The organism is Streptomyces sp. NBC_00385, from assembly GCF_035917155.1.
In the GTDB taxonomy this organism is placed as follows: domain Bacteria; phylum Actinomycetota; class Actinomycetes; order Streptomycetales; family Streptomycetaceae; genus Streptomyces; species Streptomyces poriferorum.
In genome coordinates, this window is the sequence record NZ_CP107951.1 from 2,638,122 (window position 1) to 2,651,259 (window position 13,138).

The 13,138-nt window shown below is 71.6% G+C and carries 11 protein-coding genes and 1 riboswitch; of the genes, 5 read left to right on the top strand and 6 right to left on the bottom strand.

Annotated elements, in window-relative coordinates; genetic code table 11:
• Positions 1 to 61: 61 nt before the first annotated feature.
• From OG959_RS11380 to OG959_RS11390, 3 genes are all read left to right on the top strand, one after another.
• Positions 62 to 574: a GNAT family N-acetyltransferase gene (locus OG959_RS11380; protein ID WP_326658041.1), complete on the top strand. Its 513-nt coding sequence runs from the start codon at positions 62 to 64 to the stop codon at positions 572 to 574.
• Positions 575 to 641: 67 nt separating this feature from the next.
• Positions 642 to 740: riboswitch (adenosylcobalamin-variant (AdoCbl-variant) riboswitch) on the top strand.
• A 147-nt stretch (positions 741 to 887) separates the two neighbouring features.
• Entirely contained in the window at positions 888 to 3,266 is a 2,379-nt protein-coding gene (locus tag OG959_RS11385) for a ribonucleoside-diphosphate reductase subunit alpha (RefSeq protein WP_326658042.1), read from the top strand.
• Positions 3,266 to 4,282 carry a ribonucleotide-diphosphate reductase subunit beta gene (locus OG959_RS11390; RefSeq protein WP_326658043.1) on the top strand — a complete coding sequence of 339 codons (1,017 nt, stop codon included), beginning with the start codon at positions 3,266 to 3,268 and terminating at the stop codon, positions 4,280 to 4,282. The genes OG959_RS11385 and OG959_RS11390 overlap by 1 nt, the downstream gene beginning before the upstream one ends.
• A 5-nt stretch (positions 4,283 to 4,287) precedes the next feature.
• Here OG959_RS11390 and OG959_RS11395 read toward each other — a convergent pair whose 3' ends face one another.
• On the bottom strand, positions 4,288 to 4,500 hold the full coding sequence (locus OG959_RS11395; RefSeq protein WP_326658044.1) for a hypothetical protein: 213 nt from the start codon (positions 4,498 to 4,500) through the stop codon (positions 4,288 to 4,290).
• Between the two features lie 81 nt (positions 4,501 to 4,581).
• Between OG959_RS11395 and OG959_RS11400 the strand changes: the two genes are divergently transcribed.
• Together OG959_RS11400 and OG959_RS11405 are read left to right on the top strand one after the other, a co-directional pair.
• Entirely contained in the window at positions 4,582 to 5,556 is a 975-nt protein-coding gene (locus OG959_RS11400) for a helix-turn-helix domain-containing protein (protein WP_326658045.1), read from the top strand.
• A gap of 104 nt (positions 5,557 to 5,660) precedes the next feature.
• Positions 5,661 to 7,574 carry a family 20 glycosylhydrolase gene (locus OG959_RS11405; protein WP_326658046.1) on the top strand — a complete coding sequence of 638 codons (1,914 nt, stop codon included), beginning with the start codon at positions 5,661 to 5,663 and terminating at the stop codon, positions 7,572 to 7,574.
• A 44-nt stretch (positions 7,575 to 7,618) separates the two neighbouring features.
• Here the strand turns inward: OG959_RS11405 and OG959_RS11410 are convergent, their stop codons facing one another.
• The 5 genes from OG959_RS11410 to OG959_RS11430 form a co-directional block, all read right to left on the bottom strand.
• The gene (locus tag OG959_RS11410) at positions 7,619 to 8,350 is read right to left on the bottom strand and encodes a D-Ala-D-Ala carboxypeptidase family metallohydrolase (protein WP_326658047.1); all 732 of its coding nucleotides are present in this window, start codon (positions 8,348 to 8,350) and stop codon (positions 7,619 to 7,621) included.
• A 163-nt stretch (positions 8,351 to 8,513) separates the two neighbouring features.
• Entirely contained in the window at positions 8,514 to 9,152 is a 639-nt protein-coding gene (gene def, locus OG959_RS11415; protein ID WP_326658048.1) for a peptide deformylase, read from the bottom strand.
• Positions 9,153 to 9,279: 127 nt separating this feature from the next.
• Entirely contained in the window at positions 9,280 to 10,272 is a 993-nt protein-coding gene (locus OG959_RS11420; protein WP_219567555.1) for a tetratricopeptide repeat protein, read from the bottom strand.
• A 90-nt stretch (positions 10,273 to 10,362) separates the two neighbouring features.
• Positions 10,363 to 11,655: an HD-GYP domain-containing protein gene (locus OG959_RS11425; protein ID WP_326658049.1), complete on the bottom strand. Its 1,293-nt coding sequence runs from the start codon at positions 11,653 to 11,655 to the stop codon at positions 10,363 to 10,365.
• On the bottom strand, positions 11,652 to 13,073 hold the full coding sequence (locus tag OG959_RS11430; protein ID WP_326658050.1) for an HD-GYP domain-containing protein: 1,422 nt from the start codon (positions 13,071 to 13,073) through the stop codon (positions 11,652 to 11,654). Before OG959_RS11430 ends, OG959_RS11425 begins: the two co-directional genes overlap by 4 nt.
• Positions 13,074 to 13,138 lie beyond the last annotated feature (65 nt).

Below are 13,138 nucleotides of genomic sequence, written 5' to 3' on the forward strand. Positions count from 1 at the left end.
GTTCGCACGTCTCGCGGAAGTCGCTTGCGGCCACGGCCCGCCCGTGCGGCAGACTCCCCCCATGGACATAACGATCCGGCCGATCGAGACCGCCGAGCACACCATCCTGGCCGATATCACCGCCGAGGCCTATCTCGGCGACGGCCTCCTGGAGTTCGGCGACGGCGATCCGTACCTGACGCAGCTGCGCGACGTCCCCCGCCGGGCGGCCGAGGCCGAGGTGCTGGTGGCGGCCGACGCGCAGGGACGTGTTCTGGGCGGGGTCACCTACGCACCCCCGGGGAACCCGTGGGCCGACATCGCAGCGGCGGACGAGGCGGAATTCCGGACGCTGGCGGTCTCCCGCGAGGCCCGGGGCGCAGGAGCCGGGGAGGCGCTCGTACGGGCCTGTGTCGACCGTGCACGGGCCACCGCGGGGGTCTCGGGGATCGTCCTGTCGACGCAGCCGGCGATGCACGGGGCTCACCGGATCTACCGGCGACTCGGCTTCCACCGCACCCCCGACAGGGACTGGAGCCCCGTCGCCGACCTGACCCTGCTGACGTTCCGTCTGGAGCTGCGCCCTTCGGTATGAGAGCGAGCACGACACAACATGTGGGGGCTGCCGCATCGGGCAGCCCCCACATGTATGCTCATGCCTGCTGTCGCCGCAGGGAAATCCGGTGCGAATCCGGAACTGTCCCGCAACGGTGTGATCGGTGCGCTTTTGCGCACCCCGTAGTCCGAGGTCCTGCCGACAGCGCATCCGGCTCGACCGATCCGGATGCCCAGACGTCCGGGCCTCGTGGATGGGCCGGTGGACGCCGCACGGAGCGCTGCCCTGCCGCGCTCCGCCCGGCCGCCCTCCGCTCCCCGAAGGCCCCGAGCCGAGCGAGGGAGAGCACCGCGTGACCATCGCGCCAGCCGATCCGGTTTCAGCGGCCGAATCAACGGGAACCACGAGCGACGGACCGGGAACCGCACTGCTGCGGACCCTGACCGACCTCACCGCCGATCTGCCCGACACCGACCCCGGACGCGTCGCCGCCGCAGCGCTGCGCGGCCGCAACGCCCGGTCGGACGAGGCCGAGCTGCGCTCGCTGGCCACCGAGGCCGCCGCGGGCCTGATCTCCGAGGACCCCGCCTACTCCCGGCTCGCCGCCCGCCTCCTCACCCGCACCATCGCGGACGAGGCCGCCGGGCAGGGCGCGACGTCGTTCTCCGCCTCGGTCGCCGTCGGGCACCGCGAGGGCCTGATCGCGGACCGCACCGCCGAGTTCGTGACCCTCCACGCCGCCGCCCTGGACGCGCTCGTCGGGCAGTCGCTCGCCGACGGCTCCGACGACCGCTTCGGCTACTTCGGCCTGCGCACCCTGCACAGCCGCTATCTGCTGCGCCACCCGCACACCCGTGAGGTCATCGAGACCCCGCAGCACTTCATGCTGCGCGTCGCCGCCGGGCTGGCCGAGGACACCTCCGCGCGCGCCCTGGACGAGGTCGCGGCGCTGTACGGGCTGATGAGCCGGCTGGACTACCTGCCCTCCTCCCCCACACTGTTCAACTCCGGTACCCGGCACCCGCAGATGTCCTCCTGCTACCTGCTGGACTCCCCGCTGGACGAGCTGGACTCGATCTACGACCGCTACCACCAGGTGGCGCGGCTGTCCAAGCACGCGGGCGGCATCGGCCTCTCGTACTCCCGTATCCGTGCCCGCGGTTCGCTGATCCGCGGCACCAACGGGCACTCCAACGGCATCGTGCCGTTCCTGAAGACGCTCGACGCCTCCGTCGCCGCCGTCAACCAGGGCGGCCGCCGCAAGGGCGCCGCCGCCGTCTACCTGGAGACGTGGCACGCGGACATCGAGGAGTTCCTGGAGCTGCGCGACAACACGGGCGAGGACCAGCGGCGCACGCACAACCTCAACCTGGCGCACTGGATCCCCGACGAGTTCATGCGCCGGGTCGACACGGACGGCACCTGGTCGCTGTTCTCCCCGGCCGACGTGCCCGAGCTGGTCGACCTGTGGGGCGACGCGTTCGACGCCGCGTACCGGGCCGCGGAGGCCAAGGGCCTGGCCCGCAAGACCATGCCGGCCCGTGAGCTGTACGGCCGGATGATGCGCACGCTGGCCCAGACCGGCCAGGGCTGGATGACGTTCAAGGACGCCTCCAACCGGACTGCGAACCAGACGGCCGAGCCGGGCCGGGTCGTGCACTCCTCGAACCTGTGCACCGAGATCCTGGAAGTCACCGACGACGGCGAGACGGCCGTCTGCAACCTGGGTTCGGTCAACCTCGGCGCCTTCGTCTCCCACGGCACCATCGACTGGGAGCGCCTGGACGCCACCGTGCGTACCGCCGTGACGTTCCTCGACCGGGTCGTGGACATCAACTTCTACCCGACCGAGCAGGCCGGCCGGTCCAACGCCCGCTGGCGGCCGGTGGGCCTGGGCGCGATGGGTCTCCAGGACGTCTTCTTCCAGCTGCGGCTGCCGTTCGACTCCCCCGAGGCCCGCGCCCTGTCGACGAGGATCTCCGAGCGCATCATGCTCGCGGCGTACGAGGCGTCCTGCGACCTCGCGGAGCGCTCGGGCCCGCTGCCCGCCTGGTCCGAGACGCGTGCCGCCCGCGGCGTGCTGCACCCGGACCACTACGACACCGAGCTGAACTGGCCGGAGCGCTGGGACGCGCTGCGCGCACGGGTCGCGAAGACCGGGATGCGCAACTCCCTGCTCCTCGCCATCGCGCCGACGGCGACGATCGCCTCGATCGCGGGCGTGTACGAGTGCATCGAGCCGCAGGTCTCCAACCTCTTCAAGCGCGAGACGCTCAGCGGTGAGTTCCTCCAGGTCAACGCCTATCTGGTGGACGAGCTGAAGAAGCTCGGCGTGTGGGACGCGCGGACCCGTGAGGCGCTGCGCGAGGCGAGCGGCTCGGTGCAGGGCTTCGCCTGGATCCCCGAGGAGGTGCGGGCGCTGTACCGCACCGCGTGGGAGATCCCGCAGCGCGGACTGATCGACATGGCGGCGGCCCGTACGCCGTTCCTCGACCAGAGCCAGTCGCTGAACCTGTTCCTGGAGACGCCGACGATCGGCAAGCTCTCCTCGATGTACGCGTACGCCTGGAAGCAGGGGCTGAAGACGACGTACTACCTGCGCTCCCGCCCGGCGACCCGGATCGCCCGCGCGGCGTCCGCGGCACCCATTCCCGAGCAGGCACCCGCGCCCGACGCGGACGCGATCGCGTGCTCCCTGGAAAACCCCGAGTCCTGCGAGGCCTGCCAGTAATGAGCTCCAACAACGACAAGAACCTGCTGGACCCGGGCTTCGAGCTGACCCTGCGACCGATGCGGTACCCGGACTTCTACGAGCGCTACCGGGACGCGATCAAGAACACCTGGCACGTGGAGGAGGTCGACCTCCACTCCGACGTGGCGGACCTCGCCAAGATGTCGCCCGCCGAGCAGCATCTGATCGGCCGGCTGGTGGCGTTCTTCGCGACCGGCGACTCGATCGTCTCCAACAACCTCGTGCTGACGCTGTACAAGCACATCAACTCTCCCGAGGCGCGGCTGTACCTGTCGCGGCAGTTGTTCGAGGAGGCCGTGCACGTCCAGTTCTATCTGACGCTGCTCGACACGTATCTGCCCGATCCGGACGACCGGGCGGCCGCGTTCGACGCGGTCGAGGAGATCCCGTCGATCCGTGAGAAGGCGCAGTTCTGCTTCCGGTGGATGGACTCGGTCGAGAAGATCGACCGGCTGGAGACGAAGGCCGACCGCCGCCGCTTCCTGCTGAACCTGATCTGCTTCGCGGCGTGCATCGAGGGGCTGTTCTTCTACGGCGCCTTCGCCTACGTGTACTGGTTCCGCTCGCGCGGTCTGCTGCACGGCCTCGCCACCGGGACCAACTGGGTCTTCCGGGACGAGACCATGCACATGAACTTCGCGTTCGAGGTCGTGGACACCGTCCGCAAGGAGGAGCCGGAGCTCTTCGACGACGCCCTCCAGCAGCAGGTCACCGACATGCTGAAGGAGGCCGTCGAGGCGGAGCTGCAGTTCGGCCGCGACCTGTGCGGCGAGGGCCTGCCCGGGATGAACACCGAGTCGATGCGCCAGTACCTGGAGTGCGTCGCCGACCAGCGGCTCACCCGGCTGGGCTTCCCCGCGGTGTACGGCTCGGAGAACCCGTTCTCGTTCATGGAGCTCCAGGGCGTCCAGGAGCTGACGAACTTCTTCGAGCGCCGCCCGTCCGCCTACCAGGTGGCGGTCGAGGGCACGGTCGGCTTCGACGACGACTTCTAGATCCTTCAGATCCTCGCCCAGCTTCTGACGTACGGACGCCGTGCGGCCCTCACCGGCCGTGCGGCGTCCGCCGTTCGCGGGGGTTCGGCGCTCCGGGCCCGTTCCGCCTCCCCCAGTTCACGGTCGATGCGGCGTTCGCGGGCGATACCGGCCAGCGCCGGCAGCAGGACGAGAGCGAAAACGGCGGATATGCCCAGGAAGTTCAGGAATGTGTTCATGCCTCTACTCTCGCCGGTCCCGACCGATCGCGGCAGTGGCAGGACTGTCATGGAGCATCGAATTACTGCCACACTGATGTCATGCTGAAAAACGTGGCCGCCCTGCTGCTCGACGACGTGAACCCCTTCGAACTCGGAGTGCTGTGCGAGGTGTTCGGACTCGACCGCAGCGAGGAGGGGCTGCCGGTGCACGATTTCGCCGTGGTCTCCGCCGAGGGCCCGGTACTCCGCACCCATGCCGGATTCACCATCACCACCCCCCACGGCCTGGACCGCCTGGAAGAGGCCGACCTCATCGCCGTCCCGGCCGGCACCCACTTCGTGGACCGGGAGTACCCCGAGGAGGTCCTGGAGGCGCTGCGCCGGGCCGTGGACCGCGGGGCCAGGGTGCTGAGCGTCTGCTCGGGGGCGTACGTGCTGGGCGCGGCCGGGCTGCTGGACGGGCGGCGCTGCACCACCCACTGGCGTCACGCCGCCGAGCTGGCGCGCCGCTTCCCCCGCGCGGTCGTGGAGCCGGACGTGCTGTACGTGGACGAGGGCCCGGTCATCACGTCGGCGGGCACGGCCGCGGGGATCGACGCCTGCCTGCACCTGGTCCGCCAGGAGTACGGGACCGCCGCCGCCAACACCATCGCCCGCCGCATGGTGGTGCCGCCGCACCGTGACGGCGGTCAGGCGCAGTACATCCAGCGCCCGCTGCCGCGCACCCGCTGCGACACGGTCGGCGACACGCTCGCCTGGATGGAGCGTCACCTCGACCAGGAAATGACCGTCGAACAGCTCGCCGCCCAGGCACACATGTCCCCGCGCACCTTCGCCCGCCGCTTCCAGCAGGAGACGGGCACCACGCCGTACCGCTGGCTGCTGCGCCAGCGGGTACTCCTGGCGCAGCACCTCCTGGAGACATCCGATGAAACGATGGATACGATCGCAGGACGGACCGGCTTCGGCAACGCCGCCGCGCTCCGCCATCAGTTCGTTCGTTCCCTGGGAACCACGCCGAACGCGTATCGCCGAACCTTCCGTGGCCCGACCGAGTTGACCGACGTCGCCTGATCGTTCACAGACCTGACATCGGATCATTCGTCCAACCGATTCCTTCACCTGTCCATGGACCGGGCCGCCGGAGACGCGTCAGGGTCGGGCGCATGGACATCCGGATGGCTAAACGAAGGACCATCGGGGCCGTGGTGGCCGCGCTCGCCGCCACTCTGCTGCCCCTGCAGAGCGCCTCGGCCCAGGACGGAGCGGCCGCCGCCGCGCCGCCGCCCGAGGTGCTGCCGTCACTGCGGCAGTGGCAGCCCGGCGAAGGGGAGTTCACCCTCACCGACCGGGCGAGGATCGTGCTGGACGGGGTGCGCGAGCAGCGCACGGCTGCCGATGCGGCGCGGTTCGCGGGCGAGCTGGCGGGGAAGGCCCCGGTCTCGCGGGGCAGGGCCCGCGCCGGTGACATCGTGCTGCGCCAGGACGCCTCCCTGAAGAGCTCGCTGGGCGCGGAGGGCTACCGCCTCGACGTCGGTGACCGGGTCACGGTCACCGCCGCGACATCGGCGGGCGTGTTCTACGGTTCGCGTTCGGTGCTCCAGCTGCTGAACGACGACGGGCGGGCCGCCCGCGGTTCGGCGACCGACGTGCCCGCGTACCGCGAGCGCGGAGTCGGGGTGTGCGCGTGTTACATCAACGTCTCGCTGCCCTGGTTCGAGCGGCTGATGAAGGACATGGCCTCGCAGAAGCTCAACCAGCTCTGGATCGAGGCGAAGGTCAGGAGCGACGTCGACCCCGAGTCGGCGTTCTGGGGCTACTACACGAAGCCGCAGGTGCGGGCCCTGGTCGCGATGGCGAAGAAGTACCACATCGACCTGGTGCCGGAGATCAACTCCCCCGGCCACATGGACACCTACCTGGAGAACCACCCGGAACTCCAGCTCAAGGACAAGGACGGCGTCGCCTCGCCGCCCCGGCTGGACATCTCACGCCCCGAGGCACTGACGTACTACACCTCGATGGTCGACGAGGCCCTGGAGGTGTGGGACACCCGCACCTGGCACATGGGCGCCGACGAGTACATGATCGGCTCCTCGTACCCGAACTATCCGCAGCTGCGGACGGCCGCCGTCGCGAAGTTCGGCGCCACGGCCACCCCCGACGATCTCTTCGTCGACTTCATCAACCAGGTCAACGCCCATGTGAAGGCCGACGGCCGGTCACTGCGGATCTGGAACGACGGACTCGTCGGCCGTAACAGCGTCGTCCCCCTCGACCGTGACATCACCGTCGAGCACTGGCTGGGCGGCGGCGCCATCCAGCAGCCGTCCGCGCTGCTGGCCGAGGGCCGTCCGGTGATGAACTCGGCGTACGCGCTGTACCTGGTGCGCGGCGGCTACACGATGAAGACCCAGGAGCTGTACGAGAGCGACTGGACGCCCCTGCGCTTCGAGGGCCAGACGCTGCCTGCCACGGCGGCGAACCTGACCGGCGCGAAGATCAGCCTGTGGCCGGACAGCGCGGCCGCCGAGACCGAGAACGAGGTCGAGGCGAAGGTCTTCATGCCGCTGCGCTTCATCGCGCAGGCCACCTGGGGCGGCCCGAAGCCGAGTGCGACGTACGCCGGTTTCGAGGCGCTGGCCCGGCGGATCGGGCACGCCCCGGGCTGGGACAACACCGACCGCGCCCCCCTGGCCGACGGTACGTACCGGCTGACCGCGGGCGCGAAGACTCTGGCGCCCGGCGCCGGCGCCGGCGCCGGGGTGTCGCTGGCCCGGGACGCGAAGGCGGTCTGGACGCTGACGGCGACCTCCGACGGGTACTACACCGTGAAGTCCGCGGACAGCGGGCTGTGCCTGGAGGCGGCGCGCGGGAAGAAGTACCTGGGCGCCCCGCTGGAGGTGGGGGCCGAGCTGTCGCTCGGGTCCTGTGCGGCGGGCGCGCGCACGCAGCGCTGGCAGCTGGACGCGGGAGCCGGGGCCCTGGTCCTGCGCAACGCGGTCTCGCAGCTCCGGCTGACGGAGCGGGCCACGGACGGTGCCGCCGTGCAGACGACGGGCGGGACGCGCCTGAGCGCGAAGTCCGCCTGACCGCGGCTGTGGGGCCCGCCGGTGCGGCGGGCCCCACAGGCGTGTCAGATGCCGCAGTTGGGCGCCGACCAGTAGTGGCTGGGGCCCTGGTTCACGTGGACGTGGTCGTTGTGGTCCGGGTAGCCCGGGCCGAGGATCCCGTTGAACCCGTGGTTGCGGGCCTGCTGGGCCAGGGTGCAGAAGGCGATCCCGCCCAGGTCGGCCGCGTCGCCGTACAGGTGACGACTGTTGGACGCACCGCCGGCCGCGCTGTTGCAGGACGTGGAGCGGAAGCCGCTGTTGACGGTGATGGGACGGTCACCGAGCGCGTGCCGCAGCGCCTCCAGCTTCCACATGGTGCTCAGCGCGTTGGCCTTGGCGGTGCCCGCCGAGACGGCACCACCCGCCCAGGTGCTGTTGCAGTGGTTCAGCTCGGCGTACGTGAAGTGGGCGGGCGTGCAGTCGCCGTCCTGGAGGGCGTAGAGCTTGGACTGGGTGGCCGGGCCGGCGACACCGTCGGCGGCCAGTCCGTAGGCGGCCTGGAAGCGTTTGACGGCGGCCGTGGTGGCGGGCCCGTAGGAACCGTCGATGGCGAGTACGGAGTTGTATCCGGGGTATCCGGCCACCCGGATCTGGAGCTGGACGACATCGTTGCCGGTGGCGCCCGAGGAGAGGGTGCGGGTCCAGGTGTAGCAGTCGTCGGCCTGTGCGGTGCCGGCGGTCACCACCGCCCCGCCCAAGGCGAATGCCATGGTCATGACAAGGCCGAGCAGGAGTCGTGCGGAACGTCTGAGCATGGGGGGCTCCCTACCGCGAGAAGGTGTGGAGTGTGAGCCTGGCGGACGAGTCGACGCGCGTCAACTATGCATGGAAGAACGCAAGTTGACGGGACAGAAACGGGGCAGGGGCCCCGTCCCGGCGTACCGGTACGGGGCCCCTCGCGGCTGCGCGCCGGCCGGATCAGTCGTTCGGGACGACCTCGTAGCGCGGGGTGTTCTCCGCCATCTGGCGCAGCGCGTCCTTGCGGTCGCGCTTGGAGAGGCGGTCGATGTACAGGTAGCCGTACAGGTGGTCGGTCTCGTGCTGGAGGCAGCGGGCGAAGTAGCCGTCGCCCCGCACCTTGACCGGGTTGCCCTGAGCGTCCTGGCCGCGCACCACCGCGTAGTCCGGGCGGGCCAGCGAGGCGTACGCCGTGGGGACGGAGAGGCAGCCCTCGTTGGAGTCGTCCAGGACGCGCTCCTCGGGCGCCAGCTCGTCGAGCACCGGGTTGCAGATGGCGCCCGTGTGCCGGACCCCGTCGTCGTCCGGGCAGTCGTAGACGAAGACCTTGAGGTCGACCCCGATCTGGTTGGCGGCCAGGCCCACGCCCTCCGCCGTCCGCTGGCTGGCGAACATGTCGTCGATCAGCTGGGCCAGCTCGTCGTCGAACGCGGTGACGTCCTTGCACTCCTTGTGCAGGACCGGGTTGCCCACGACCGTGATCGGGCGCGAGGTGCCGCGCTCGCGGTGTGCCGCCTCACGCGCCTCGCAGTCCTCGGTGTCGATGAGGAACCCTTCCTCGTCGACGCTGATCTGCTCGTCCGTCTCCTGCTGCGCCATGTCCGCCGTACGCCTTCCTCACAACCTGAAACCCGGGATCCGCGGCTCGCGAGAACCCGGGCGCCCGAGCACCGGAATCGGTGCGCGTACAGCCTACGGGCACCCGTAGGCCGACTTCTTCGAGACGTCAGCAGACTTCTTCGAGATCCCGCCACTCCCGGCTGTCCGGGCTGTCCGCCACCCAGCCGTCGAGCAGCCCGCGCACCAGCCCCGCGGGCGCCGCGAGACCGCACTCGCGCTCGGGCACCCACAGCTCGCCGGCGGTGCGGTGGCCCAGCGGGCCGGGATGGCCCGGCTCGCTGTGGTCGTGCGGGTCGAGGTGCTCGCCGTCGCCCTCGTCGCTCTCCATCCGGCTCTCCGAACAGGCCCGGCACAGCAGCCGGACGGACGAGGACCAGTCCTCGGCGGCGAAACCGGCATCGGACGCCAGCTGCTCCAGCGCGTCGCGGTCCGCCTCGGTGGCCGCTTCGAGGAGCACCACCCAGGTGGGGACGGGGGACGGGGCCCACAGCTCGATCTCGTCGAACACCGGGTACGAGGGCCCGGCCGCGGTGATCCGCTCGCCGTGCGGCACCCCGTCGTGCAGGACGACCTCGCCCCAGCGCCGCCCGGACGACGGCAGCGGGATCGACAGCACCTCGATCCGTGCCGGATCGAGCCTGCGGCCCCAGACGACCTCGGCCTCGCCCTCCGGCGACAGCCGCACGGCCGCGCTGCCCAGCTCCATGCCGACCGGCTCGCTGCCCGCCGCCGGAGTCTGCTGGCCGCCGCCTGGCACCTTCAGCCCGTACGCCTGCCAGGCCCGGCGGGCCAGCGGCCAGTCCTGGAGTGCGGTGGCGGCGATCCCGACGTTCCACCAGTCGGGGGCGCCGGACTCCTTGTCGAGCAGCGCGACGGCCCGCAGGCCCGCGGCTCTCGCCTGTTCCCAGTCGTGCCGGAACTTGTGCAGCAGCGCCAGGTTGAACCAGGACTCGGAGAGCCAGGGTTCCAGGTCCGCCGCACGCGTCAGCAGCGCGCCCGCGTCCTCGTACCGGCCGTCGCCGATCAGCGTGAACGCGCGGTCCGTGGCCTGCCGCCAAGAGGCGGAGGGCCGATGCCGTACCTTCCCGAAGATCCTCACGATTCCCGCCTGTCCCGACTGGACACCCTCGTTTTCCACTCTCTTCGCATCCAACCATGCCCGGCCGGACGCCCGCTCATTACCCATGGGTTACCCAGGCGGGACGGGGGTCAGACCGCCCCTGGCCAGAACCCTGGCGAGCGATTCCACCACCTGGGGCTGGTAATCACGGCCGGTCCCGAGCCTGAGCTGTTCCAGGGCGCCGAGCGGCCCGCCGATCCCTTCCCCGCACAGGTCGTCGTATGCGTTGACCGCCCGGACGATCCTGGCGGAAAGCGGCTGCTCGCGGTAGGGGTCCGCCTGCTGTTCCACGACGACGGCGACCTCGGTGTCCACCCCGGTCTGGCGGACCACGGCCCCGCCCAGCAGGGCGATCCGGCGCTGCTCGGCGGCCGGCAGGGAGGCGGTCGCCCCGTCCGGTACCGGGTCGACGAGCGAGAGCTGGCCGATGTCGTGCATCAGCGCCGCGTACTCCAGGACGGTGAGGTCGGGCCCGGAGAGGCCCATCTCACGCCCGACGGCCGTGCAGAGCACCGCCACCCTGCGGGCATGGCCGTGCGGGGTGTACCCGGCGATCTCGGTGGACCGGGCGAGCGAGGCGATGGTCTGCCGGTAGGTGGTGCGCACCGCGGCGAACCGGCGGAAGGACACCTGGGTGAGGAGCAGCGGTACGCACAGGACGGGCAGCGCCCACAGCCCGGCGACGGCGACCCCGAGCGCCATCACGGCACCGGTGGCACAGACCGCCGACCCGATGCCGCCCAGCGCCCGCAGCTCGTCGCGGAGCAGCGGCCCGTAGGGGACGGGGGTCAGTCCGGCCGCCCGGAGGCTGCGGGGCAGTGTGCGGGCCCGCAGCAGCAGGGCGCCGAGCACGGCGTCGCACAGGGCGGTGAGGCCGAGGAGCACGAGGAGGAAGGCCGCGTAGTACGGGCCGTCGCCGAACCAGTCGCCGGACCGGCCGGAGTTGTACAGCGGCTGGAAGCAGACGGCCGCGAAGGTGACGGTCAGGACGCGGCGGGCCACCTGGTCGGGGCCGGGCCCGCTGCCCCGCGCGACATGGGGCACGGAGGCGACGAGCTGCGCCGCGACGAGCACGGCGATCACCTGGAGCACCCCGTGGCTGGTCGGCTCCCCGCCGCTGCTTCCGAGCAGGGCGTACGCGAGCGCCCCGGCCGCTCCGAGCGGCGCGGGCTCCCGTTCCCCCGGCTGGGCGCCCCAGCGGGCCAGCTCACCGATGGTGATGAGCAGCCCGAAGGCGAGGGCGTGGCCGGGTTCGTGGACGCCGTGCCACAAGGTGTGCACCAGCCCTGCGGCGGCGAGCGCGAGGGCCGCGCCACGGACGGCCAGGACGACGGGCGGCAGCCGTATCCACCGGGGGCTCACCGCGGACGGTCCGGGGCGCCGCGACCGGGTCCGTCCGGCGACCGATGACGCACCCGTTCTGGGGCGGACCCGGCAGCCACGTCCCTGGCCGCGTCCTGCCCCCGCGGCACCGGAACCCGCGCCTCGTCCGCCGTCGCGGCCCCCGACCACCCGTGCCGTTCCAGCCCCCGCGCCAGCGCCCGGACCATCTGCGGGTCGAACTGGGTGCCCGCACACCGCTTGAGCTCCTCCACAGCGACCGGAACCGGGCGCCCCGGCCGGTAGGAGCGGGTCGAGGTCATCGCGTCGAAGGCATCGGCGACGGCGACGACGCGGGCGAACTCGGGGATCCGGCGGCCGGTCAGCCCGTACGGGTACCCGCTGCCGTCGAGCCGTTCGTGGTGGTGCAGGATCGCGGCCCGGGCCTCGCCGAGGAATCCGATGCCGCGGACGATCTCGTGGCCGTACTCCGGGTGCAGCTCGATCACCCGGCGTTCCTCCGGCGTCAGGGGTCCGTCCTTGCGCAGCACCCTCGTCGGCACCCCGAGCTTCCCCACGTCGTGCAGGATCCCGGCGAAGCGGAGCACCTCGATGCGCTCCTGCGCCATGCCCAGCTCCCGCGCGATGAGCACGGACGCGCGCCCCACCCGTTCGCTGTGCCCCCGGGTGTAGGTGTCCTTGATGTCGACGGCCTGCACGAGGGCCCTGATCGTGGCGCGGTGCGCGGCGTGCTCACGGTGGTACTGGGCGAAGACCCAGCAGGAGATGTACATCGGCAGCAGGACGAAGAGCGCGGCCAGCGGCCCGTACGAGCTGTGCCACAGGATCGCCATCATCAGCCCGGCGAGACCGTGCACCAGGTGCGGCCCCAGCGAACGCGGCAGCAGCCCGCTCCAGGCGCGCCGCAGGGGCAGCTGTTCCGCCGCGGCGAGGATGGAGCCGTCCAGGGCGGTCAGGACGAGGCTGAAGACCAGCGCGGCGGTGCAGGCGGGCAGCAGCGCGTACGGGAGGTCGGGGAGCCGGTCCGGCCCCGGGCCGCCGAGCGCGGTGGGGCCACCGAGCAGCGTGTGCACCGACGAGGCCGCCCAGACGGTGACGGCCAGCTGGCCGGCCCGCCAGATCCGGCGGGCCGTGGCGGGCGGCTTCTCCACCCGCCCGACGAGCGAGCCCGGGATCGCGACCAGTGCGGCGGCCGGGGGCGGCAGCAGGAAAGCGGCGGCGAGCAGCAGGGGAAAGAACGATCCGGCGCTGATGGGCACGGAGCTGCCGAAGAACGGACAGCGGCCGGGCAGTTCACAGACGAGGTAGAGCCCGGTGAGCAGTCCGAGGGTGGTCCACGGGGTGCCCGCGCCGGGACGCAGCGCGGGCAGAACACACAGGGCTGCGCCGAGCGCGACGGCCAGGATGTACGCCCGCGCCGCGCCACGTAAGGCTCTCACCCGTTCCGCCCGCCCCCCAGCATCGCCAATGGAGGCGTCAGGCTAGCGAGTTGGGCGTCCCGGCA